Origin of the sequence: Pelagibius sp. 7325 (assembly GCF_037652055.1) — a bacterium.
Taxonomy (GTDB): domain Bacteria; phylum Pseudomonadota; class Alphaproteobacteria; order Kiloniellales; family Kiloniellaceae; genus Pelagibius.
Genome location: NZ_JBBKAH010000001.1, coordinates 245557 through 268589 on the forward strand (window position 1 = coordinate 245557; position 23033 = coordinate 268589).

At 68.0% G+C, this 23033-nt stretch carries 19 protein-coding genes; all 19 read left to right on the top strand.

All coding sequences use genetic code 11. The features are described 5' to 3' along the window. Positions 1–42: 42 nt before the first annotated feature. The 19 genes from mraZ to recN all read left to right on the top strand — a co-directional run bounded on the left by mraZ (position 43) and on the right by recN (position 23002). Positions 43–522, top strand: coding sequence for a division/cell wall cluster transcriptional repressor MraZ (mraZ, locus tag WDC82_RS01145; protein WP_340115394.1), 480 nt, complete (start codon positions 43–45; stop codon positions 520–522). Further along, positions 519–1544 carry a 16S rRNA (cytosine(1402)-N(4))-methyltransferase RsmH gene (gene rsmH, locus WDC82_RS01150; protein WP_340115395.1) on the top strand — a complete coding sequence of 342 codons (1026 nt, stop codon included), beginning with the start codon at positions 519–521 and terminating at the stop codon, positions 1542–1544. The genes mraZ and rsmH overlap by 4 nt, the downstream gene beginning before the upstream one ends. Further along, entirely contained in the window at positions 1541–1909 is a 369-nt protein-coding gene (locus WDC82_RS01155) for a hypothetical protein (protein WP_340115396.1), read from the top strand. Before rsmH ends, WDC82_RS01155 begins: the two co-directional genes overlap by 4 nt. Beyond that, positions 1906–3768 (top strand): penicillin-binding protein 2, encoded by a 1863-nt coding sequence (locus tag WDC82_RS01160; protein ID WP_340115397.1) that lies wholly within the window; start codon positions 1906–1908, stop codon positions 3766–3768. The genes WDC82_RS01155 and WDC82_RS01160 overlap by 4 nt, the downstream gene beginning before the upstream one ends. Next, positions 3755–5233, top strand: a complete 1479-nt coding sequence (locus tag WDC82_RS01165) for a UDP-N-acetylmuramoyl-L-alanyl-D-glutamate--2,6-diaminopimelate ligase (protein ID WP_340115399.1) — start codon at positions 3755–3757, stop codon at positions 5231–5233. Before WDC82_RS01160 ends, WDC82_RS01165 begins: the two co-directional genes overlap by 14 nt. Further along, positions 5230–6675, top strand: a complete 1446-nt coding sequence (locus WDC82_RS01170; protein ID WP_340115400.1) for a UDP-N-acetylmuramoylalanyl-D-glutamyl-2,6-diaminopimelate--D-alanyl-D-alanine ligase — start codon at positions 5230–5232, stop codon at positions 6673–6675. Before WDC82_RS01165 ends, WDC82_RS01170 begins: the two co-directional genes overlap by 4 nt. A gap of 14 nt (positions 6676–6689) precedes the next feature. Next, on the top strand, positions 6690–7778 hold the full coding sequence (mraY, locus tag WDC82_RS01175; RefSeq protein WP_340115401.1) for a phospho-N-acetylmuramoyl-pentapeptide-transferase: 1089 nt from the start codon (positions 6690–6692) through the stop codon (positions 7776–7778). 16 nt (positions 7779–7794) lie between these two features. Beyond that, the gene (murD, locus tag WDC82_RS01180; protein WP_340115402.1) at positions 7795–9243 is read left to right on the top strand and encodes a UDP-N-acetylmuramoyl-L-alanine--D-glutamate ligase; all 1449 of its coding nucleotides are present in this window, start codon (positions 7795–7797) and stop codon (positions 9241–9243) included. After that, entirely contained in the window at positions 9240–10361 is a 1122-nt protein-coding gene (gene ftsW, locus WDC82_RS01185) for a putative lipid II flippase FtsW (protein ID WP_340115403.1), read from the top strand. The genes murD and ftsW overlap by 4 nt, the downstream gene beginning before the upstream one ends. Next, positions 10361–11533 (top strand): undecaprenyldiphospho-muramoylpentapeptide beta-N-acetylglucosaminyltransferase, encoded by a 1173-nt coding sequence (murG, locus tag WDC82_RS01190; protein WP_340115404.1) that lies wholly within the window; start codon positions 10361–10363, stop codon positions 11531–11533. The genes ftsW and murG overlap by 1 nt, the downstream gene beginning before the upstream one ends. Further along, entirely contained in the window at positions 11530–12954 is a 1425-nt protein-coding gene (gene murC, locus WDC82_RS01195; RefSeq protein WP_340115405.1) for a UDP-N-acetylmuramate--L-alanine ligase, read from the top strand. Before murG ends, murC begins: the two co-directional genes overlap by 4 nt. After that, positions 12951–13892, top strand: a complete 942-nt coding sequence (gene murB / locus WDC82_RS01200) for a UDP-N-acetylmuramate dehydrogenase (RefSeq protein WP_340115406.1) — start codon at positions 12951–12953, stop codon at positions 13890–13892. Before murC ends, murB begins: the two co-directional genes overlap by 4 nt. Next, positions 13889–14818 carry a D-alanine--D-alanine ligase gene (locus WDC82_RS01205; RefSeq protein WP_340115407.1) on the top strand — a complete coding sequence of 310 codons (930 nt, stop codon included), beginning with the start codon at positions 13889–13891 and terminating at the stop codon, positions 14816–14818. Before murB ends, WDC82_RS01205 begins: the two co-directional genes overlap by 4 nt. Then, entirely contained in the window at positions 14806–15699 is an 894-nt protein-coding gene (locus tag WDC82_RS01210) for an FtsQ-type POTRA domain-containing protein (RefSeq protein WP_340115408.1), read from the top strand. Before WDC82_RS01205 ends, WDC82_RS01210 begins: the two co-directional genes overlap by 13 nt. A 46-nt stretch (positions 15700–15745) precedes the next feature. Further along, positions 15746–17011: a cell division protein FtsA gene (gene ftsA, locus WDC82_RS01215; protein WP_340115409.1), complete on the top strand. Its 1266-nt coding sequence runs from the start codon at positions 15746–15748 to the stop codon at positions 17009–17011. Positions 17012–17107: 96 nt separating this feature from the next. After that, positions 17108–18985 carry a cell division protein FtsZ gene (ftsZ, locus tag WDC82_RS01220; RefSeq protein ID WP_340115410.1) on the top strand — a complete coding sequence of 626 codons (1878 nt, stop codon included), beginning with the start codon at positions 17108–17110 and terminating at the stop codon, positions 18983–18985. A 280-nt stretch (positions 18986–19265) separates the two neighbouring features. Further along, positions 19266–20222: a UDP-3-O-acyl-N-acetylglucosamine deacetylase gene (gene lpxC, locus WDC82_RS01225; protein WP_340115411.1), complete on the top strand. Its 957-nt coding sequence runs from the start codon at positions 19266–19268 to the stop codon at positions 20220–20222. 258 nt (positions 20223–20480) lie between these two features. Continuing rightward, positions 20481–21308, top strand: a complete 828-nt coding sequence (locus WDC82_RS01230) for an outer membrane protein assembly factor BamD (protein ID WP_340115412.1) — start codon at positions 20481–20483, stop codon at positions 21306–21308. Between the two features lie 20 nt (positions 21309–21328). Next, a complete protein-coding gene (recN, locus tag WDC82_RS01235; protein WP_340115413.1) occupies positions 21329–23002 on the top strand; it encodes a DNA repair protein RecN in 1674 nt (557 codons plus the stop codon). Positions 23003–23033: the final 31 nt, after the last annotated feature.

The window sequence follows — 23033 nt, forward strand, 5'->3', positions numbered from 1 at the left end:
CGGCGCCGTTACTGAGCGGGGAAGGAGCCGCAGGGGACCCAGGTGGCGATCTTTATTGGCACCTTCGAGAACAAGGTGGACGCGAAGGGGCGGGTTTCCGTCCCGGCGACGTTCCGCCAGGCACTCGCCGGCCAGCCGTACAACGGCATTGCCGCTTTCCGTTCGCATCGCGCCGATGCGATCGAAGGCTGCGGCATGGATTTCATGGAGCAGATGATCTCCCGCATCGCCGGCCTCGACCTCTTCTCTCCTGACTCCAATGATCTGGCCACGACCATCTTCTCGGATTCCCAGCAGCTCTCCTTCGACAGCACCGGACGCATCCAGCTGCCGGAGAACTTCCGCAAGCACGCCGGCATCACCGACAAGGCCGCCTTCGTCGGCATGGGCCAGCTGTTCCAGATCTGGCAGCCCGCCAAGCTGGAGGCCCACAAGGCCGCAGCGCGCCAGCGCGCCAGTGCGCAGGGCCTGACGATCCCCGCCGCCCAAAGCGCTTCGGGTTCTGCGGGAGGCGGACGATGAGCCGGCGGCCCGAGACACAAGCGCAGCCCGGTGGCAGCCACCGGCCGGTCCTTCTGAAGGAAGTATTGGATGCCCTGGCGCCGCGCGACGGCGCCATTTACGTTGACGGCACCTTCGGTGCCGGCGGCTACAGCCGCGCCATCCTGGACGCCGCCGACTGCACCGTCTGGGGCATCGACCGCGACAAGGCCGCCGTCGCCCGCGGCCATAAGCTGGCCGAGCAGTATGCCGGCCGCCTCCACATGGTCGAAGGCTGCTTCGGCGACATGGTCGACCTGCTGGCCGACAGGCTGACGGCGCCGCTGGCCGGCATCGCCCTCGATCTCGGCGTCTCCTCCATGCAGCTCGACGAGGCCGAGCGCGGTTTTTCCTTCCGCGCCGACGGGCCGCTCGACATGCGCATGGAAGGTCCCACTGCCGAGGGCCGGCCGAGTGCCGCCGAGGTGGTGAACACCCTGCCCGAGTCCGAGCTGGCCGACATTATCTATACCTACGGCGAGGAGCGCCGCGCCCGTCAAGTGGCACGCGCCATCGTCGCCGCCCGCGCGGAGAGGCCCCTGGCCCGCACCGGCGAGCTGGCCGAACTGGTGCGCGCCGTGGTCAAAGCGCCGCCGGGAAAGAGGGGGGGACCGAAAGCCATCGACCCCGCGACCCGCACCTTCCAGGCGCTGCGCATCCACGTGAACGACGAACTGGGCGAGTTGCAGCGCGGTCTGGAGGCCGCCGAGGCGTTGCTCGGCCCCGGCGGACGCCTCGCCGTGGTCTCCTTCCACTCCCTGGAAGACCGTATCGTGAAGCAGTTCCTGCGCGAGCGCAGCGGTCAGGACGCCGCCGGCTCGCGCCACGCACCGCCGGCTTCGGGCGACACCAAAGCCGCCACCTTCACCCTGCTGTTCCGCGGCACCCGGCGCCCGGGCGAGGACGAGAGCCGCGGCAACCCGCGCGCCCGCTCCGCCCAGCTGCGCGCGGCCGAACGCACCGAGGCCCCGGCCCATGGGTCCTATGGGAGGAAGGTGGCATGAAGCGCTTCGTCATTCTCTGCTGGCTCGCCGCCGGCTCGGTCACCGCCCTCATCCTGTTTCAGATCAAGCAGGAGGTGCGGGTGTTGGAAGATGAGATTGCCGGTACCCAGCGGCAGATCCTGCACGACCAGCAAGCCGTGCACATCCTCGAGGCCGAGTGGAGCTATTTGAACAGCCCGGCGCGCATCGCCGCGCTGGCCGAGCGCCACCTGGAGATGGCGCCGATCCCGGCCGAGCGTGTCATTGGCTTTGCCGATCTGCCCATACCCGGCGAACCGGAAGAGGCTCCGGACGACGGCGAGGTGGAGCGGCAGTCGCCGGCCACCCTCGTCAACGCTCCGGGGATGAAGGCGCTGCGCCCATGATCCGACGCTTCATCAGCAAGACGCTGCGCCAGCCGCTGCCCCCCGCCACTCCGGCGGGCGAGATATACCTGCGCGACCTGCCCAGTCGCGACCTGCCCAGTCGCGACCTGCCCCGTCGCGATCCCCCCCGCCGCGACCTGATGGGCGGGCGGCCCGCGGCCCTGGGGCTGGCAACCGTACGGCTGGAAGGTACCCTGAAGCAGGCGCTCGATACCGGGCGCACGCGCCTCCTCGTCGCCGCGATGAGCTTCACCCTCGCCTTCTCGCTGATCGGCTGGCGTCTCGTGGATCTCGGCCTCATGTCGGCCGGCCAGCATGAGCCGTCGCTGGCGCGCAGCCTCTCCTCCGACGCCTTGGAAACCGGACGCGCCGACATCATCGACCGCAACGGCATCGTGCTGGCGACCACCATGCCGACCGCCTCGCTCTACGCCAATCCGCAGCAGGTACGCGATCCGGAAACCACAGCCGAGCAACTCGCCGCGGTGCTGCCGGGGCTCAGCCCGGCACATCTGCGCGCGCGACTGGCCAACGGGCGCGGCTGGGTCAGGCTGGAGCGTAATCTGACGCCGCGCCAGCAGTACGAAGTCAATCGTCTGGGCATTCCCGGCATCTATTTCCAGCGCGACCAGCGCCGCTTCTACCCGCAGGGCGCATTGACGCCGCACGTGGTCGGCTTCACCGACGTCGACAACCAGGGCCTGGGCGGCATCGAGCAGTCTTTTGACGACGTCCTGCGCGGCTCGGCGCAGCCGCTGCGCCTCAGCCTCGACCTGCGCGTCCAGCACCTGCTGGCCAGCGAACTGGCCGACACCATGCAGACCTTCAGTGCGGTGGGCGCCGCCGGCGTTGTGATGGACGCCAGAAGCGGCGAGGTGCTGGCCATGGTCTCGCTGCCCAGCTACGACCCGGAACAGGTCGGCACCGCCAGCGAGGATGCGCGCTTCAACCGCGCCACCCTGGGCACCTATGAAATGGGCTCGGTATTCAAGATCTTCACCACTGCCATGGCGCTCGACAACGGTGTGGTGACGCTGAACGACGGCTACGATGTGCGCGAGCCGATCCGCGTTTCGCGCTTCACCATCCGCGACTTCCACCCCAAGAACCGGTGGCTGTCGGTGCCGGAAATCTTCATGTATTCCAGCAACATCGGCACCGTGCACATGGTCATGGACGCGGGCACCCCGGCACAGCAGGCCTTTCTGAAGAACCTCGGCCTGTTGCAGCCCGCCGGCGTCGAACTGCGCGAGGTGGCGCAGCCCCAGCTGCCGGCACCGTGGCGCGAGATCAACACCATGACGATCTCCTACGGCCACGGACTCGCGGTCTCGCCGCTGCAGGTCGCCTCGGCAGTCGCCACCATCGTCAACGGCGGCACCGCCGTACGTCCCACCCTGTTGCGGCAGGATCCCTCGACGCTGCCCGCGGGCGCGCAGGTGATCTCCGCCAAGACCTCCGACGAGATGCGCCAGCTCATGCGCCTGGTGGTCGCCAAGGGAACCGGCCGCAAGGCCGACGCGGAGGGCTTCCTGGTCGGCGGCAAGACCGGCACGGCCGACAAGCCCAAGGGCCGCGGCTATGCACGCAACTCCCGCATCGCCTCCTTCGCCGGCGCCTTTCCCATGGACGATCCGCGCTACGTGGTCTTCGCCATGGTCGATGAGCCGAAGCCGACGAAGGAGACCTACGGCTACGCCACCGGCGGCTGGGTCGCAGCGCCGCTTGTCGGGCGCCTGGTGGAACGCATCGGCCCGCTGCTGGGTGTCGCGCCGCGCCAAGACGGCGACGTCATGATCGAGCAGATGCTGGTGGACGTGGAGTCGAGAGCGGAAGGGCGCCAACTTGCGTCTAACTGACCTGCTGGAAGGGGAAGAAGTGCACATGCAGCCGAGCGCGGCATTGTCGGAGGTGGAGATCAGCGGCCTGACGGCGGACAGCCGTCGGGTGACCGCGGGTAGCCTCTTTGCCGCCCTGCCCGGCAGCCGCGCCGACGGGCGCAGCTTCATCCCGCAGGCCATCGAACAGGGCGCCGCCGCCGTGCTGGCGCCGGAAGGCACCGTGCTGCCGGAAACGGCGCGCCCCGTTGCCCTCATCACCGATCGTAATCCGCGGCGCCGGCTGGCTCTTCTGGCCGCCCGCTTTTTCGGACGCCAACCGGCGACGGCCGCCGCCGTCACCGGCACCAATGGCAAAACCTCTGTTGCAAGTTTCACCCGGCAGATCTGGCAGACGCTGGGTCACGAGGCCGCGAGCCTCGGCACCCTCGGCCTGCAGCCGCCGCGTCCCGATGCGCCGGCGGCGCTGACGACGCCGGATCCGGTGGAACTGCAACGCTGCCTTGCGTCGCTGGCCCGTGATTCCGTTAATCATGTTGTGCTGGAAGCCTCAAGCCACGGCTTAGACCAGTATCGACTCGATGGAGTCCGGGCCAGTGCCGCAGCCTTCACCAACCTGACGCGCGATCATCTCGACTACCACGGCACCATGGAGGCTTACCTCCAGGCCAAGCTGCGGCTGTTCACCGAACTGCTGCAGCCCGAAGGCGCAGCCGTGGTCAACATCGACGATCCGGCCGGCGCCGACGTGGTCGCTGCCTGCCGCGTGCGGGGGGTGCAGCTGATCACCTACGGCAAGGGCGAGTCGGACCTGCGCCTGCTCGACCAGCAGCCGACTGCCACCGGACAGGACCTCATGCTCCGCGTCTTCGGCAAGGAGTATAAGGTGGCGCTGCCGGTTGCCGGCGCCTTCCAGGCCGGCAATGCGCTCTGCGCCCTGGGTCTCGTGCTGGCCGGCGGCGCCGACCAGGACAAGGCCGTCGGCGCACTGGAAAGCCTTTCCGGCGTGCCCGGCCGCGTCGAGTTGGTGGGCGAGACGCCGGCGGGCGCTCACGTCTATGTCGACTACGCCCACACGCCCGATGCGCTTGAGACCGTGCTGAAGGCGCTGCGCCCGCATACGGCGAACAAGCTCTTCGTCATCATCGGCTGCGGCGGCGACCGCGATCCCGGCAAGCGCCCCATGATGGGCCGCATTGCGGTGACGCTCGCCGACCACGCCATCATCACCGACGACAACCCGCGCAGCGAGGACCCCGCTTCGATCCGCCGGCAGATGCTGGCCGAGGCGCCGGGCGCGGCGGAGATCGGCGATCGGGGGGCGGCTATCGCCCACGCGGTGGCCGCTATGGGTCCGGGCGACGTACTGGTCATTGCCGGCAAAGGCCACGAAACGGGCCAGATTGTCGGGGGACAAATCTTGCCGTTCGATGATCGGGAAGTCGCCCGGACCGCCATTTCCAGGCTGGGCGGAGGTGCCGCATGAACGCTGCAGCCGCCAGCAAAGAAGTGCTGTGGAGCGCCGAGGAAGCTGTGCAGGCGACCGGCGGGCGCACCACCTGCGACTGGCAGGCCACCGGCGTCTCCATCGACTCGCGCAGCGTCGAAGCCGGCGACCTCTTCGTCGCCCTGAAGGGCCCGAGCTTCGACGGCCACGACTTCGCCGGCAAAGCGGTCAAGGCTGGCGCCGCCGCCTCCATGGTCCACCGCCGCGCCGACGGTGTCGACGAGTCGATGCCGCTGCTGATCGTCGACGATACTTTCGCCGCGCTGTGGCGCCTCGGCACCGCGGCGCGCGAGCGCAGCCAGGCACGCCTCATCGCCGTTACCGGTTCGGTCGGCAAGACCGGCACCAAGGAGGCGCTGCGCCTCTGTCTTGCACCGCAGGGTCTTACCTCGGCCAGCATCGGAAGCTTCAACAATCACTGGGGCGTGCCGCTGAGCCTCGCGCGCATGGCCCGCAAGGCGGTCTATGGCATCTTCGAGCTGGGCATGAACCATCCCGGCGAGATCCGCGAGTTGAGCGCTCTCGTCCGCCCGCATGTGGCGATCATCACGAATATCGAGCCGGCGCATATCGGCAACTTCTCCTCGATCGCGGAGATCGCCGATGCCAAGGCGGAAATCTTCGAGGGCATGGACCCTAACGGCACCGCCGTGCTGAACCGCGACAATGCCCTCTTCCACCACCTCTGCACCAAGGCGGAGGATGCCGGCATCACGCGCATCGTCTCCTTCGGCCGCCACAAGGAGGCCGACGCGCGGCTGGTCGACTGCTCGCTGCATGCCACCTGCAGCGCGGTCACTGCCTCGATCCGCGGCCAACAGATCGACTATTGCCTCGCCATGCCCGGCTCGCACTGGGTGATGAACTCGCTGGCCGTGCTGGCCGCCATCGGCGCCGCCGGTGCCGACGTGGTGAAGGCCGCCGCACAGTTCGCCGGCCTGAAACCGCTTAAGGGCCGCGGCGAGCGCCACACGGTGGAGACCGGCACCGGCGCTTTCAGGCTGATCGACGACAGCTACAACGCCAATCCGACCTCCATGCGCGCTGCCTTCGAGGTGCTGGGCCGCGCCAGCACCGGCGACGGCGGCCGCCGCATCGCGGTGCTGGGCGACATGCTGGAGATGGGCGAGCACTCCGAGGAAATGCACGCTCATCTGGCCGAGCCGCTGGAAGCCGCCGGCATCGACCTGGTGTTCTGTTGCGGCCCTGCCATGGCGGCGTTGCACAGGGCGCTGCCGGCGAAGCGGCGCGGCGCCCATACCGAAGACTCCAAGGCGCTGGCAACGGCGGTCACCGCCGCCGTGCGCCCCGGCGATGCCCTGCTGGTGAAGGGATCGCTTGGCAGCCGCATGGCCGTCGTCGTCGAAGCGTTGCTCGCCCTCGGCGGCAACACCGCGCAAGACAGCAACAACGGACGGTAGGACAGAAAACCGGAATGCTCTACAACCTGCTGGTCCCCTTCGCCGAAGACATCACGCTCTTCAACCTGTTCCGCTACCTCACCTTCCGCAGTGGCGGCGCGGTGATCACGGCGCTGGTGATCTGCTTCGTCTGCGGCCCGCGCGTCATCGACTGGCTGCGCTCCAAGCAGGGCGAAGGTCAGCCGATCCGTGAAGACGGACCCGAAGGCCACCTGCTGACCAAGAAAGGCACGCCGACCATGGGCGGCGTGCTGATCCTCATCTCGTTGACCATTTCCACCCTGCTGTGGGCCGACCTGACCAACCGCTACGTCTGGTGCGTGCTGGCGGTTACCGTCGGCTTCGGCGGCGTCGGCTTCATCGACGACTATCTGAAGCTCACCAAGCGCTCCAGCGACGGCCTGCCCGGCCGCCTGAAGCTGCTGATCCAGGTGCTGATCTGCACCGCCGTGGCGCTGTGGATCTCCAACATCGCGCCGCCGGAGATGGACACCCACCTGGCGGTACCCTTCTTCAAGAGTCTGCTGCTCAATCTGGGCATCTTCTTCGTACCCTTTGCCGTCTTCGTCATGGTCGGCGCCTCCAACGCGGTGAATCTGACCGACGGCCTTGACGGTCTCGCCATCGTGCCGGTGATGATCGCGGCCAGCTGCTTCGCCCTGATCGCCTACCTGGTCGGCAACTCCTTCTTCGCCGACTACCTGCAGGTCCACTACGTGCCCGGCACCGGCGAATTGGCGGTGTTCTGCGGCGCGCTGGTCGGCGCCAGCCTCGGCTTCCTGTGGTTCAACGCACCGCCGGCCATGGTCTTCATGGGCGACACCGGTTCACTCTCCTGCGGCGGCGCGCTCGGCTCCATCGCGGTGGTCACCAAGCACGAGCTGGTGCTGGGCATTATCGGCGGCCTCTTCGTACTGGAAACGGTCTCCGTCATCGTCCAGGTCGCCTCCTTCAAGCTGACCGGCAAGCGCGTCTTCCGTATGGCACCGCTGCACCACCACTTCGAGAAGAAGGGCTGGGCCGAACCGACCATCGTGATCCGCTTCTGGATCATCGCCTCCATCCTGGCCCTCGCCGGCCTCGCCACCCTCAAGCTGAGATAAGGAGCCGCGCGTCCCCGTGCCCACTCCCCGGATCGATCTCGGCTTCTTCGCCGGCCTGCCCGTCGCCGTCCTTGGCCTCGGCAAGTCGGGGCTCGCCGCCGCCAAGGCGCTGCACGCCGCCGGCGCGGAGGTCTGGGCCTGGGACGATAACGAGGACGCCCGCGCCAAGGCGCGCGCCGACGACATTCCTCTGGTCGATCTGAACAGCGTGAACTGGCAGGAGGTCACCAGCCTGATCCTCTCGCCGGGCATCCCGCACAGCTTCCCGCGGCCGCACCCCATCGCCGCGGCGGCAAAGCAGCACAACGTCGAGATCATCGGCGACATCGAACTCCTGGCGCGCGCACAGCGCAACGCCATCTACACCGGGATCACCGGCACCAACGGCAAGTCCACCACCACGGCGCTGATCGGGCACATCCTGAAGCTCTCCGCCCGTCAGGTCGAGGTGGGCGGCAATCTCGGCACGCCGGCGCTGACCCTGGAGCCGCTGGATAGCGGCGGCATCTATGTGCTGGAAATGTCGTCCTATCAGCTGGAGTTGACCCTCTCGATCACCTTCGACGTGGCGGTGCTGCTGAACATCACGCCCGATCACCTGGATCGCCACGGTGGTATCGAGGGCTACATCAAGGCCAAGCGGCTGATCTTCCACCGCCAGACGCGGCCGCGCAGCGCCATTATCGGCGTCGATGACGCGACCTGCCGCGGCATCTACGAGGAACTGAAGCAGCGCGACGAGCAGACCGTGATCGGCATCTCCGGTGAGCGCGCGACGCCCGGCGGCGTCTATGTCGAAAACGGCATTCTGATCGACGACACCGAGGGCAAGCGCGTATCCGCCATCGACTTGGCGGAATGCCCGAGCCTGCCGGGCAGCCACAACGGCCAGAACGCCGCGGCGGCCTATGCCGCCTGCAAGGCACTGGGCGTCGACCCGGCGGTCATCTGCGCCTGCCTGCGCAGCTTCCCCGGCCTCGCTCATCGCCAGCAGATCGTCGCGGTGATCGAGGACGTACCCTACGTCAACGATTCAAAGGCGACCAACGCCGATGCCGCCGCCAAGGCGCTGGCTTGCTACGACCGCATCCTATGGATCGCCGGCGGGCGCGCCAAGGACGGCGGACTCGCGGGTCTGGAACCCTTCTACGGCCGCATCGCCCACGCCTTTCTGATCGGCGAGGCGGCCAACGACTTCGCCAGGACTCTTGAAGGACACGTGCCGGTTTCCCTGTCCGGCACCATTGCGCAGGCCGTGACGGCGGCGGCGGATGCCGCTTCGCGCCTCCCGGGCAGTGTCGTGCTGCTGTCGCCGGCCTGCGCTTCTTTCGACCAGTTCTCGAACTTCGAGAAGCGCGGTGAGGCCTTCGTCGCCGCTGTCGAGGCATTGCCCGGCAGGCGCGGTGAACTCGCCGGCGCCAAAGCGCTGAGACCCGCCTCCTTGGAAAAGGGGGGCGCGGCATGACCAGCTTCGCGCGTACCGATACCTCCCTCATGGGCCGCTGGTGGTGGACCGTCGACCGCTGGACCCTGTTGTCGCTGATCGCCCTCATGGGCTTCGGCGCGGTGCTGATGCTGGCCGCCTCCCCCGCCGCCGCCGAGCGCATCGGGCTCAAGTCCTTCCAGCTGGCCAGCCGCCAGATCATGCTGCTGCCGCTGGCCGCCGCGCTGCTCATTGGCATGTCGCTGGCAACGCCGCGCTGGGTACGCCGCATCGCCTGCTTCGGTCTCATCGGCTCGCTGCTGCTGCTGGCCCTGACGCTGGCGGTCGGCGCCGAGACCAAGGGCGCCACCCGCTGGATCAACCTCGCCGGCCTCTCGCTGCAGCCCTCGGAATTCGTGAAGCCCTGCTTCGCGGTGGTCACCGCCTGGATGTTCTCCCTGCAGCGCGAGGAGAACGGCATCCCCGGCACCAAGATCGCCATCGGCTTGTGGCTGCTGGTCATTGCCCTGCTGCTGCTGCAGCCCGACCTCGGCCAGGCGGTTCTGGTAAGCACGATCTGGGGTGCCCAGCTGTTCCTCGCCGGTCTCCCGCTGGCGTGGATCGCCGGTCTCGCCGTGCTCGGCGCCGGGGGCCTGGTCGCCGCCTACTTCGCGCTGCCGCACGTGACCGAGCGCATCGACTCCTTCCTCGATCCGGCCTCCGGCGACCGCTACCAGATCAACCGCTCGCTGGAAGCCTTCGTGAACGGCGGACCTTTCGGCCGCGGCCCCGGCGAAGGGACGGTGAAGGCGCAACTGCCGGACGCCCACTCCGATTTCATCTTCGCCGTCGCCGGCGAGGAGCTCGGCACCATTGCCTGCCTCATCATCCTCGGCCTTTTCGCCTTCGTGGTGCTGCGCGGCTTCGCGCGCCTGATGGGCGAAAATTCACTGTTCGTCCTGCTGGCTGCCAGCGGCCTGCTGGTACAGTTCGGTCTGCAGGCCTTCATCAACATGGCCTCCACCCTGCACCTGATGCCGACCAAGGGCATGACCCTGCCGTTCCTCAGCTATGGCGGCTCCTCCCTGATGGCGCTGGCACTCGGCATGGGCATGCTGCTGGCGCTTACACGCCGCCGCGTCGGCGGGGAGGCGCAGTGATGGCTTCCGCTGCAATGGCTTCCATGAAGCATCCCCGCAAGGTTGTGCTCGCCGCCGGCGGCACCGGCGGCCACATGTTCCCGGCCCAGGCCCTGGCGCGTGAGCTGCTGTCGCGCGGGATCGGCGTGGCGCTGATCACTGACGCGCGCGGCGGCGGTTTTGGCCCAGACCTGCCGCAGGTCGAGACCTTTCGCATTCCGGCGGGTGCCATGGCCGGTGCCGGCATCGTGAAGAAGCTGCGCTCCGTCGGCCAGCTCGGCCTCGGCTACCTGCAGGCGCGTGGCCACCTGAAACGCTGCGGCGCCGAGGTGGCGGTCGGCTTCGGAGGCTATCCATCAGTACCTACAGTCATGGCTGCCGCTCACCGCCGCCTGCGCGTGGTGTTGCATGAGCAAAACGCCGTGCTGGGCCGTGCCAACCGTCTCCTGGCAGCGCGTGCACAGATCATCGCCACCTGCTTCGAAAAGGTCGAAGGCGTCGCACCGAGCGACCAAAACAAGCTGCGCCTGACTGGCAACCCGGTGCGCGCAGCCGTCGCCACCGTCGGCAGCCGGCCCTACGCGGTAGTCGGCGAGGGCGATCCGCTAACCCTTCTGGTGGTCGGCGGCAGCCAGGGCGCACGCGTGTTCAACGAAGTGGTGCCCGCCGCTGTCGCCCTGCTGCCGGAGGGCCTGCGCCGGCGCCTCACCGTGCACCAGCAGGTGCCGGGCCCCACCACGGCCGAGGTCGCCGCACTCTACGACCGCTGCGGCGTGACGCACCAGCTGGCGCCGTTCTTCAACGATGTGCCGCAGCGCCTCGCCGCAGCGCATCTGGTGATCAGCCGCGCCGGCGCCTCCACGGTGGCCGAACTGGCGGCCGCCGGGCGGCCCGCGGTCATGGTGCCCTATCCCTCGGCGACCGACGACCATCAGACCGCCAATGCCCAGGCCCTGGTCGAAGCCGGCGGCGGCTGGCTGATGCCGCAGGCGAACCTTGATGCCGCCGGCCTGGCCGAGCGCCTCGCCGCGCTGCTCGGCAATCCCGCCACGCTCGCCCGCGCCGCTGGCTGCGCGCGCGCCGCCGCCCATCTCAATGCGGCCCGCGAGCTCGCCGACCTGGTGTGCGGCGCCAGCAACGGCAACGGCCAGACCCTGGCCGGCAACGACAAGAACAAGGAGGCCGCGGCATGAGGGGACTGCCACTCGATCTCGGCATGATTCATTTCGTCGGCATCGGCGGTATCGGTATGAGCGGCATCGCCGAGGTGCTGGCCAACCTGGGCTACCAGGTGCAAGGCAGCGACATGTCGGAGAACGCCAACGTGCAGCGCCTGCGCAAGCTGGGCGTCCAGGTGACGGTCGGCCATAAGGCCGAGAATCTGGGCGAAGCGAAGGTCGTCGTCGTCTCTTCGGCGATCAAGTCCGGCAATCCGGAAGTCGACGCTGCGCGGCAGCGCTTCATTCCCATCGTGCGCCGCGCCGAGATGCTGGGCGAGTTGATGCGGCTGAAGTGGTCGATCGCCGTCGGCGGCACCCACGGCAAAACCACCACCACCTCCATGGTCGCCACCCTGCTGGACGGCGCCGGGCTGGACCCGACGGTGATCAACGGCGGCATCATCAATGCTTACGGCACCAACGCGCGCCTTGGCGCCGGCGACTGGATGGTCGTCGAGGCCGACGAGAGCGACGGCAGCTTCATGAAGCTGCCGTCCACCATTGCCGTGGTCACGAACATCGACCCGGAACACATGGAGTTCTACGGCAGCGAGGAAGCGCTGCACCACGGCTTCGAGGTCTTTGTCGAGAACATTCCCTTCTATGGATTCGCCGTGCTCTGCATCGACCACCCGGCGGTGCAGAACCTGATCGGCCGCATCGAGGATCGACGCATCGTGACCTATGGCCTCAGCCCGCAGGCCGACTACCGCCTCGACAACATCCGCGTCGAAAACGGTGGGCTCGCCTTCGAGGTCGAGGTAACCGACCGCAGCGGCGAGATCGAGGCGCGGCTGGAGAGCATGCACCTGCCGATGCTGGGCCGCCATAACGCGCTGAACGCCACGGCGGCAATCGCCGTTGCGCGGGAAATGGGCCTGGAAGAGGACGGCATCCGCAAGGCGCTGGCCGGTTTCGGCGGCGTGAAGCGCCGCTTCACCCGCACCGGCGAAGCCGGCGGCATCACGGTGATCGACGACTACGGCCACCATCCGGTGGAGATCGCCGCCGTGCTGGCCGCCGCGCGCCAGGCCTGCAGCGGAAGGGTGATCGCCGTCGTGCAGCCGCACCGCTACACCCGCCTGCACGACCTCTTCGAGCAGTTCTGCACCTGCTTCAACGACGCCGACACGGTGCTTGTCGCCGACGTCTACGCCGCCGGCGAGCAGCCGATCGAGGGTGCCGACCGCGACCACCTGGTCGATGGCCTGCGCGCCCGCGGCCACCGCCAGGCTCTGGCACTACCGGCAGCGGAAGATCTCGCCGGCATGATTCTTGACCTCGCCGCGCCAGGCGATCTGGTGGTCTGCCTCGGCGCCGGCAACATCACCGCCTGGGCCAACGCGCTGCCCGGCGAGCTGCAGAGCCTGAAAGATGCTGGAGGGGGTCGATGAGCGCCATGGCGGCCCGCGAGACGACTCCCCTCATCGACCGCCTGCCCGCCGTGCGCGGGCGGCTGACCGCGAACGCCCCCCTGGCCGGCATCACCTGGTTCCGCGTCGGCGGTCCGGCAGAGGTCATGTTCCGCCCGGCCGACCGCGACGATCTGCTGGACTTCCTTGCCGCCAAGCCCGCCGACGTGCCGGTGACGGTGCTGGGCGTCGCCTCCAACGTGCTGATCCGAGATGGCGGCCTGCCCGGCGTCACCCTGCGCCTCGGCCGCGGCTTCGCCGACATCGTGGCGGACGGCAGCGACATCCTCTGCGGCGCCGCGGCCCTGGATCTCAACGTCGCAACGGCGGCAAAGCTCGCCGGTATCGCGGGCCTCGAGTTCCTCTCCGGCGTGCCCGGCACCATCGGGGGCGCCGTGCGCATGAACGCCGGCGCCTACGGCAAGGAGACTAAGGACGTGCTGGTCTGGGCCGAGGCCGCCGACACTGAGGGCAAGGTCCACCGCTTGAGCAATGCCGCGCTGGAATTCGACTATCGCCGCTCGGCGCTGCCCGAAGACTGGATCTGCCTCGGCGCGCGTCTTGCCGGTCAACCCGGAGACCCGGCGGAAATCGAGGTCCGCATGAAGGAAATCCAGGGCCAGCGCGCCGAGAGCCAGCCGATCCGCAGCCGTACCGGCGGCAGCACCTTCAAGAATCCGCCGGGCCAAAAGGCCTGGCAGTTGATCGATGCCGCCGGCTGCCGCGGGCTGAAGCTCGGCGGCGCCATGGTGTCGGATAAACATTGCAACTTCCTGATCAACACCGGCGAGGCGACCGCAGCCGATCTGGAGAACCTGGGCGAAGAAGTGCGCCGGCGGGTGAAAGAAACCTCGGGCGCCGAACTGGAATGGGAGATCAAGCGCCTCGGCGTGCCGCTGCAGAAGGGAGGTCGTGCATGACGCGCATCGTCCTTCTGAAAGGTGGCCTCTCCGCCGAGCGGCCGGTGTCGCTGAACTCCGGCAAGGCCTGCGCCTCGGCCCTGCGCGAGAAGGGCTACGACGTCACCGAGTTCGACGTCAGCCGCGATCTCGCCCAGTTGGTGGCGGTGCTGAGCCCGAAGCCCGATGCCGTGTTCAACGCGCTGCACGGCCGCTGGGGCGAAGACGGCTGCGTCCAGGGCCTGCTGGAATTGATGCAGATTCCCTACACGCATTCCGGCGTGCTGGCGTCCGCTCTCGCCATGGACAAGCAGATGGCCAAGACCGTAGTTGCCACCGCCGGGGTCACCAGCCCCGAAGGCATCGTCATCAAGGCGAAGGACCTCGGTGATACCGATCCGCTGCCGCGCCCCTATGTGGTGAAGCCGGTGCGTGAAGGCTCCAGCGTCGGCGTGCGCATCGTGCGAGAAGGCGACAACCAGCCGCCGATCGCCGTGCATGGTTGGGAGCCGGAGACCGATCTGCTGGTCGAGCCCTTCATCGCCGGGCGCGAACTGACGGTCGGCGTGATGGGCGACAAACCGCTGGCGGTGACGGAAATCCGGCCGCTCGGCGCAGGTTTCTACGACTACGACGCCAAGTATTCCGAAGATGCGAAGGTCGCCGCAGTGCATGTGGTGCCCGCCGAAGTGCCGGAGGCAATCTACGCTCAGGCGATGGATGCCGCCCTGGCCGCGCACGATGCACTGGGCTGCCGTGGCGTCAGCCGCTCCGACTTCCGCTACGACGATACCCGGGGCGACACCGGGCATCTCTACTACCTGGAGACCAACACGCAGCCAGGCATGACCTCGACCAGTCTGGTTCCCGAGCAGGCCCGATATCTGGGCATTTCATTTCCCGATCTTTGTGCCTGGATGGTGGAGAACGCCGCATGCGATTCCTGAACCCCTTTAGCCGATCGACCAACAAGCGCGCTGCTCGCGGCGGCAGCAAGCGCAAGGTCAAGAAGTCGACCCGGCGGCGCAGCCGTTCGGTCATCGATTGGCGTCTCGTGCGCCGGATCGTCCCAGTGGGCGGCGCGGTGCTTCTGGTCGGCAGCCTCTATTGGCTCTACCAGGACGGCTGGTTCGGCCGCCAGGCTGAGGCGCTGCAGCAGGCCGCGCTAGACGGCACCGCCAGCCTGGGCCTGCGCATCGAGGAAGTGCTGGTCGAGGGCCGCGCGCGCACCGACGGCGCAGAGATTCTCACCCGCCTCGGCCTGGTGGTCGGCCGCCCGATCCTCGCCGTCGACCCGGACGTCGCACGCGCCGAACTGGAGGCCCTGCCCTGGGTGCAGACCGCCAGCGTCGAGCGTCAACTGCCGGGCACCATCTACATCCGCCTGACCGAGCGCGAGCCGCTGGCGCTTTGGCAGGAGAACGGCGTGATCCGCGTCATCGATCGCGACGGCGGCATCATTCCCGGCGTCGAACCGCGCCGCTTCGCCCACCTGCCGCTGGTGGTCGGCCCCGACGCGCCGGCCCACGCCGCCAAGCTGATCGCCGTGATGAACAGTGAGCCCGATCTGCGCCAGCGCGTCACTGCCGCCGTGCGGGTCGGCGGACGACGCTGGAACGTGCAGATCGAGGGCCGCATAGACGTGCGCCTGCCGGAGGCCGACACCGCCGCCGCCTGGTCGCAGTTGGCTCGCATCGAGCGTCAGCAGGGCCTCCTGTCGCGCGACGTCATCATCATCGATCTGCGCCTGCCCGACCGGCTGGTGGTGCGCACCGATCCGGACAAGGGCCCGCTGGGCCACGAGGAAGTGAAAGGGGAAAGCACGTGAGTCGCACCTACGCGCCACGCAACGCCGGGGGAGTCAACCGCGCCACATGAGGAAAGGTCTCGTGAAAGGCGGCATTGCCGCTGCGCTTGATATCGGCAGCAGCAAGATCTGCTGCTTCATCGCGCGTGTCGATGACGGCGGGACGCCGCGCGTCGTCGGTATCGGCCAACAGGCCAGCCGCGGCATCAAAGGCGGCGCCATTGTCGACATGGAGCAGGCGGAAGCCTCCGTGATCAATGCCGTGCACGCTGCCGAGCAGATGGCTGGCGAAACCATCCACCGCGTGGTGGTGAACCTTTCGGGCGGCTACCCCGCCTCCTCCACCGTCGGGGTCGAGGTCTCTCTCAATGGCCACGAGGTCGGCGAAGCCGATCTGCGCCGTGCCCTTACCTACGGGCACCAGACGCAGCTGCAGCGTCAGGACGAAGATCACGGCCGGCAGATGATCCATTCGATCCCGACCGGCTACTCGATCGACGGTAACCGCGGCATCCGCGATCCGCGCGGCATGTTCGGCGACCAGCTGGGCGTGCACATGCACATCATCACGGCCTCGGCGGGTGCCGTGCGCAACGTCAGCACCTGCATCCAGCGCTGCCACCTGGAGCCGGCCGCCTTCGTGGTATCGCCCTATGCTTCGGGCCTCGCCTCGCTGGTCGAGGACGAGCTGGAGCTCGGCGCCACCGTCATCGACATGGGCGGCGGCACCACCACCATCGCCGTATTCTACGAGCACAACGTGATCTTCACCGACGTCATTCCGGTCGGCGGCAATCACGTCACCAGCGACATCGCTCGCGGCCTGTCAACGCCACTCGCCCATGCCGAGCGCATGAAGACTCTTTACGGACACGTCATCGCCGCCCCCACCGACGAGCGCGAACTGATCGACGTGCCGCAGGTGGGCGAGGACGACTCTTCCGAATCGCAGCAGATCCCGCGTTCCCTCCTGGTCGGCATCATCCAGCCGCGCGTGGAGGAAACGCTGGAGCTGGTGCGCTCGCGCCTCGAGCTCAGCGGCTTCGACAAGGTCGCCGGGCGCCGGGTGGTGCTGACGGGCGGCGCCTGTCAGCTGCCGGGCACGCGCGAACTGGCCTCGACCGTGCTGGACAAGCAGGTGCGCGTCGGGCGCCCCTCGCACGTCCAGGGATTGGCCGAGGCGACCGCCGGGCCCGCCTATGCGACCTGCGCGGGCCTGTTGAACTACGCCGTTACGGCGGAGGTGCCGATGCCCGGCGAGGCATCGCCCGAACCCAAGGAGCTGGGTGGCCTGGTCGGCCGCCTCGGGCATTGGCTCCGTGAGCATTTTTGAGAGAGCACTTAACGGACGTTCCGGCCGCACCGGGACAAACGAACCGGCAGAGCCGGCTAGGGATTTTCTTAGAGTCTTAGACGACTGGAGGCAGACATGACTCTCAACTTGAATGTACCTTCGACGACACCGGACCTGTCTCCGCGGATCACCGTGATCGGCGTGGGCGGTGCCGGCGGCAATGCCGTCAACAACATGATCCAGACCAACCTGGATGGTGTTGAATTCCTCATCACCAATACCGACGCCCAGGCGCTGACCCAGTCGCTCTGCGATCGTCGTATCCAGCTGGGCCGCAATATCACGCAGGGGCTCGGCGCCGGGTCGCGGCCCGACATCGGCCGTGCCGCAGCGGAGGAAGCACTCGACGAGATCCTCACCGACATCGAGGGCCAGCACATGGTCTTCATCACCGCCGGCATGGGCGGCGGCACCGGCACCGGCGCAGCACCGGTGATCGCCCGGGCGGCGCGCGAGGCCGGCATTCTGACCGTCGGCGTGGTAACCAAGCCGTTCCACTTCGAGGGCGTGCACCGCATGCGTCTCGCCGAGACCGGCATCAACGAGCTGACCCAGTACGTCGACACGCTGATCATCATCCCGAACCAGAACCTGTTCCGCGTGGCCAACGAGAAGACAACCTTCGCGGACGCCTTCAAGATGGCCGACGACGTGCTGAACTCCGGCGTGCGCGGGGTCACCGACCTGATGGTCAACCCCGGCATGATCAACCTGGATTTCGCTGACATCCGCGCGGTGATGTCGGAAATGGGCAAGGCCATGATGGGTACCGGCGAGGCGGAGGGCGAAGGTCGTGCCATCGCCGCTGCCGAGGCCGCGATCTCCAACCCGCTGCTGGATGATGTCTCGATGAAGGGCGCCCGCGGCGTGCTGATCAACATCACCGGCGGCATGGACCTCACCCTCTTCGAGGTCGACGAGGCCGCCAATCGCATCCGCGACGAGGTCGATCCGGAAGCCAACATCATCTTCGGCTCCACCTTCGACCAGTCGCTGGAAGGCCGCATGCGGGTCTCCGTGGTCGCCACCGGCATCGACGTCGATGCCGAGACGCGGCCGAAGCCGATCACTCTCAGCGTGGTCGGCGGCCAGAAGGCCCGCAGCGTCGAGCACAGCACGCCCGCCGGCACGGGCGCCGGCGCGATGACCGCCTCGACCGCCGGGAACGGCGGCCTGTTCGGCCAACCCTCCGCCAGCTTTCCGGCCAGCAAGTATCCGGTGACCGGCGGCTCGGCCACCATGAGCGGCGAGCCCTACGCCCCCGCTACCGGCCATGGTGCCGGATCGGCGGCGATCGCCATGGCCCGCCCGGACGTCGAGCCGGAGATGGACCTGGTGCCGGAGACCAAGGCCCCCGAAGCCCGGACCAGCGAAGACAGCTTCTTCGCCCCGCAGCCGGCCGAGGCGGACATCGAGGGCGGACGCAATGCCGAAGCGTACCATGCCGAACCGGACCCCTTCGCCGAGGCCGCCCTGGCCAACGCAGCCCGGCCGGAATCCCGCAGCCAAACCCGGCCCGCAGCGCCGGTCGAGCGTTCCGCGGCGGCCCGCCCGGCACCGCAGCCGAACCGCACCGCAATGGAGCGGCACCCCGAGCCGCAGGCTTCCACCCCGGCACCCAAGCGGACCGGTCAGAGCCTCTTCGCCAAAGTGACGGGCGCCGCGCGCGCCCTGGCGGCGACCCAGAGCGGAGAATCCGGCCGCGCAGCGGAAGCGGATCCGGCGGAACGCCCGGCCCCGGTGGCCAAGCCGATGCCGCCGCGTAGCACGGCCGGCAGCCAGCCGGTCAGCCGTCAGGCCCAGGGCGCCGCCCAGTCTCCGGCCCCGGCGGCCGGCGGCAGCGCCGCTCAGCCGAGGCTTTCCGGCTTGGATCCGGCCGAGCGGATCGGTCACAGCCAGGCGGAAGAGGACCTGCTGGACATTCCAGCGTTCCTCCGCCGCCAGGCGAACTGATGCGACCGCGGTGCAACGGACACGAGGGTGCCGTTGCACCGCGGTAACATATTGTAACAAAGAGTGATTTGAGTGCTTGAGGGGGACTTCTTATAGTCCCCCTACTTGTTATTGGGTTTCGATTGGGGGTTCCCAACAAGACCATCGCCGGCGGCGGACACTGAACTTTCTTCAGTGTCATAACGTTAAAGATGCGGCGGCTTGTGGGGGCCTGTGGCTTAAGTTCGTGACCTTTATTACTGGCTTTTTTGGTCGATCAACTTGGATTGAGACGGATACCATGGCAGCAAACAGCGCTTCGGCGGGAGCCGTCGTTCGCCAGCAGACCCTGAAGAATTCGATTCACTGTTCCGGTGTGGCGCTGCACAGCGGTGCCAAGGTGAATATGGTTCTGCACCCGGCCGAGGCTGACACCGGCATCGTGTTCCGCCGTACCGACGCGGCCGGCGGCAGCGAAGTCCAGGCGCTGTGGCGCAACGCCGTCGAGACGCCGCTTTGCACCACCCTGGTGGACGGCAAGGGCAACCAGGTGGCGACCATCGAGCACTTGATGTCGGCCTTGAACGCCTGCGGCATCGACAACGCGGTGATCGAGCTGAATGGCGCCGAAGTGCCGATCATGGACGGCAGTGCCGCCCCCTTCGTTTTCCTGATCGAGTGTGCCGGCGTCGAAACGCAGGCCAGTCCGCGCCGGGCTCTGCGCGTGCTCAGCGAGGTTTCCGTCGCCGAGCCGCACCGCAGTGCCTCGCTGGCGCCGGGCAACGGCTTCACCGTCGGATTTGAGATTGAGTTCCCCAATACTCTGATCGGCCGCCAGGAGTGGTTCACCGAGGTGAACGAGAGCGCCTTCAAGCGCGACATTGCACGCGCCCGTACTTTCGGTTTGGCCCAGGATATCGAGAAGATGCGCGCCATGGGCCTTGCCCGCGGCGGCTCGCTGGAGAATGCCGTCGTGGTCAACGGCCACGAGGTGGTAAATCCTGAAGGCCTGCGCTTTTCCAACGAATTCGTGCGCCACAAAGTGTTGGATTCGATCGGCGATCTCTACTTGGTCGGCACCCCGATCATCGGTCACTTCCAGGGTGAGCGGGCGGGCCACGCGCTGACGCTGCGCCTGCTGCACGCCCTCTTCGCCGAGGAAGACGCCTGGGAATGGACCGAACTGACGGTCCCCGCCGTGGCGCCTGCCGCCGGCGCGCAAACCCAGCCGGCCCGGGCCGTCGCGGCCCGCGCCTGAGGGGCCGCTCTTTCCCTTTCCGGGATTCCCGCTTTTCATCGCCGGCAGGCGGCCAAAGCCCCTGCCGGCGAAGTCTTTTCGGGGTCGGTCTGAGGTCGGGAGGAGAGCCCTCTTGCGCGCCATGAGGCCGCTTGAGGCCTCCGGCGCTTGGACCTATAGTCGCCCCACGACAGACACCCTTCAGGGCTGAGATTCGGTCTGGGGCGCGCCCGTCCGGCGCCGGCCTCCGGGGGGCCGGGTCCGGGAAACGGAATGAGTATGAGCGAGCCGAAATCGAACCATCGCGGGCTGGGCCGTCTCGGCGCGGTCGCCGCCGCGGCCTTGATCGGCCTCGCCCTGACCGCCTGCAGTTCCGACGATCCGCCGGCCTATGTGGAAAAGCCGGTCGAGGAACTCTATAACGGCGCCCTCGACGCCATGCAGGTCGGCGACTACGAGGAGGCCGCGCGCCTGTTTGACGAGGTCGAGCGCCAGCATCCCTATTCCGAGTGGGCCTCCAAGGCCCAGCTCATGGCCGCCTATGCCTTCTACCAGGAAAACGCCTACGACGAAGCGATCAACGCCCTCGACCGCTTCATCGAATTGCACCCGGGCAGCCCGGACGTCGCCTATGCCTATTACCTGAAGGCGATCAGCTACTACGAGCAGATCTCGGACGTGCGCCGCGACCAGAAGGCGACCTCCGAGGCGCTGAACGCCCTGGAAGAAGTGGTTCGCCGCTTTCCGGAGAGCAAGTATTCGCGCGATTCTCAGCTGAAGATTGACCTCGCGCTTGATCACCTCGCCGGCAAACACATGGATATCGGCCGCTTCTACCAGAGCCGCAGCGAATATCTGGCAGCGATCAACCGGTTTCGCACGGTGATTGAGCGCTATCAGACGACCACGCACGTGCCTGAAGCGCTGCACCGCCTGGTCGAGTGTTACCTGGCCATGGGCATCGTGGACGAGGCCAAGGCGACCGCCGCGGTGCTGGGCCACAATTTTCCGGGCAGCGAGTGGTACATCGACAGCTATGCCCTGCTGACCGGCGAGAACCTCTATCCGGAAGAGAGCGATAGCTCCTGGATTTCCGGAATATTCTAGTATCGATCCGAGATCGGTGAATGCTGGTCAGCCTGTCGATCCGCAACGTCGTCATTATCGAGAAACTCGACCTTTCCTTCGATCGCGGCCTCGGCGTGCTAACCGGGGAAACCGGTGCGGGCAAGTCGATCCTTCTCGACTCGCTCGGTTTTGCCCTGGGCAACCGCACAGACGCGCGCCTGCTGCGCCCCGGCACCGAGCAGGCCAGTGTCACCGCCGCCTTCGACATCGGCCCCTCCGGCGAAAGCGGTGACCATCCCGCCCGCAAGGTCCTCGCCGAACAGGGCATCGAGGTGGAGGACCTGCTGCTGCTGCGCCGCGTGCTGACCGCCGATGGACGCAGCCGCGCCTTCGTGAACGACCAGGCAGCCTCCGCCGGGCTGCTGCGCCAACTCGCCGACACTCTCATCGAGATCCAGGGCCAGTTCGACCAGCGCGGCCTGATGGATCCGGCGACCCACCGTGAACTGCTGGATGCCTACGGCCGGCTGAAGGACGAGGCGCGCGGCTTGCGCACCCTCTGGCGCGCCTGGCAGGACGCCCTGGCCGAACGCGAGGAAGCCGCCCGGCGCCTCGCCGAGGCACAGCGCGACGAGGCCTTCCTGCGCCATGCGGTGGAGGAACTCGACGCTCTCGATCCGCGCCCCGGCGAAGAAGCTGAACTGGCCGACAAGCGCAACCGCCTGATGCACCGGGAAAAGCTGGTGGAAGGCGTCAACGCGGCATTGGGCGAGATCGACGGCAAGGCCGAACCGGCGCTGGGGCGCGCCCTGCGCGCGCTGGAGCGCATCGCGACGACCGCCGGCGATGCCCTGAAGCCGGCGCTCGACGCGCTGCAGCGCGCCACGGCGGAAGCAGAAGAAGCACTGGCGCAGATCAATTCCTTCGCGAGCGATATGGACATCGACGCCGATAACCTGGAGTCGGTTGAGGAGCGCTACTTCGCCCTGCAGGACATGGCGCGCAAGCACCACAGCGCGGTTGAAGCCCTGCCCGCGTTGCGCGGAGAACTGGCGGCAAGGCTCGCCTCCATCGACGGCGGCGAGGCGGAACTCACCAAGCTGGCCAAGGCCACCGCCGAGGCGCGGCGCAAGTACGTGGATGCCGCCGAAGCCCTCTCCAAGAAGCGCGCCAAGGCGGCCGCTTCTCTCGACAAGGCGATCATGGCCGAGCTGCCGCCTCTGAAGCTGGAGCGCGCCCTCTTTCGGACCGCGCTGGAGCGCCTGCCGGAGGACGACTGGTCGGCCCAAGGGCTCGACCGCATCGCCTTCGAGGTCGCGACCAACCCGGGCAGCGCGCCGGGGCCGCTGGGGCGCATCGCCTCAGGCGGCGAGCTGGCGCGCTTCCTGCTCGCCGCCAAGGTGGTGCTGGCGAGCGTGAACCCCGAACGCAGCCTGGTGTTCGACGAGGTCGACAGCGGCGTCGGCGGCGCCACCGCCCATGCGGTGGGCGAGCGCCTGGAACGCCTCGCCCGCGACCGCCAGGTGCTGGTCATCACCCACAGCCCGCAGGTCGCCGCGCGCGGCGCCCACCATTGGCAGGTGCAGAAGCGCAGCAGCGGCAAGCAGGTGGCCACCGAAGTCAGCCAGCTGAGCGCCGGGGACCGCCGCGAGGAGATCGCGCGCATGCTCTCAGGCGCCGAGATCACCGAGGAAGCGCGCGCCGCCGCCGAACGCCTGATCGGCACCGGCTGAGCCTACCCTTTCGCTACAGGAACACTCGCCG

What these genes read in the sequence shown, in the direction of transcription:
- WDC82_RS01160 (WP_340115397.1), top strand. Translation starts at nt 1,906, where the DNA reads ATGATCCGACGCTTCATCAGCAAGACGCTGCGCCAGCCGCTGCCCCCC.
- recN (WP_340115413.1), top strand. Translation starts at nt 21,329, where the DNA reads ATGCTGGTCAGCCTGTCGATCCGCAACGTCGTCATTATCGAGAAACTC.
- WDC82_RS01170 (WP_340115400.1), top strand. Translation starts at nt 5,230, where the DNA reads ATGAACGCTGCAGCCGCCAGCAAAGAAGTGCTGTGGAGCGCCGAGGAA.
- WDC82_RS01210 (WP_340115408.1), top strand. Translation starts at nt 14,806, where the DNA reads ATGCGATTCCTGAACCCCTTTAGCCGATCGACCAACAAGCGCGCTGCT.
- WDC82_RS01205 (WP_340115407.1), top strand. Translation starts at nt 13,889, where the DNA reads ATGACGCGCATCGTCCTTCTGAAAGGTGGCCTCTCCGCCGAGCGGCCG.
- mraY (WP_340115401.1), top strand. Translation starts at nt 6,690, where the DNA reads ATGCTCTACAACCTGCTGGTCCCCTTCGCCGAAGACATCACGCTCTTC.
- ftsZ (WP_340115410.1), top strand. Translation starts at nt 17,108, where the DNA reads ATGACTCTCAACTTGAATGTACCTTCGACGACACCGGACCTGTCTCCG.
- murB (WP_340115406.1), top strand. Translation starts at nt 12,951, where the DNA reads ATGAGCGCCATGGCGGCCCGCGAGACGACTCCCCTCATCGACCGCCTG.
- WDC82_RS01155 (WP_340115396.1), top strand. Translation starts at nt 1,541, where the DNA reads ATGAAGCGCTTCGTCATTCTCTGCTGGCTCGCCGCCGGCTCGGTCACC.
- WDC82_RS01230 (WP_340115412.1), top strand. Translation starts at nt 20,481, where the DNA reads ATGAGCGAGCCGAAATCGAACCATCGCGGGCTGGGCCGTCTCGGCGCG.
- rsmH (WP_340115395.1), top strand. Translation starts at nt 519, where the DNA reads ATGAGCCGGCGGCCCGAGACACAAGCGCAGCCCGGTGGCAGCCACCGG.
- ftsA (WP_340115409.1), top strand. Translation starts at nt 15,746, where the DNA reads ATGAGGAAAGGTCTCGTGAAAGGCGGCATTGCCGCTGCGCTTGATATC.
- murC (WP_340115405.1), top strand. Translation starts at nt 11,530, where the DNA reads ATGAGGGGACTGCCACTCGATCTCGGCATGATTCATTTCGTCGGCATC.
- ftsW (WP_340115403.1), top strand. Translation starts at nt 9,240, where the DNA reads ATGACCAGCTTCGCGCGTACCGATACCTCCCTCATGGGCCGCTGGTGG.
- murG (WP_340115404.1), top strand. Translation starts at nt 10,361, where the DNA reads ATGGCTTCCGCTGCAATGGCTTCCATGAAGCATCCCCGCAAGGTTGTG.
- lpxC (WP_340115411.1), top strand. Translation starts at nt 19,266, where the DNA reads ATGGCAGCAAACAGCGCTTCGGCGGGAGCCGTCGTTCGCCAGCAGACC.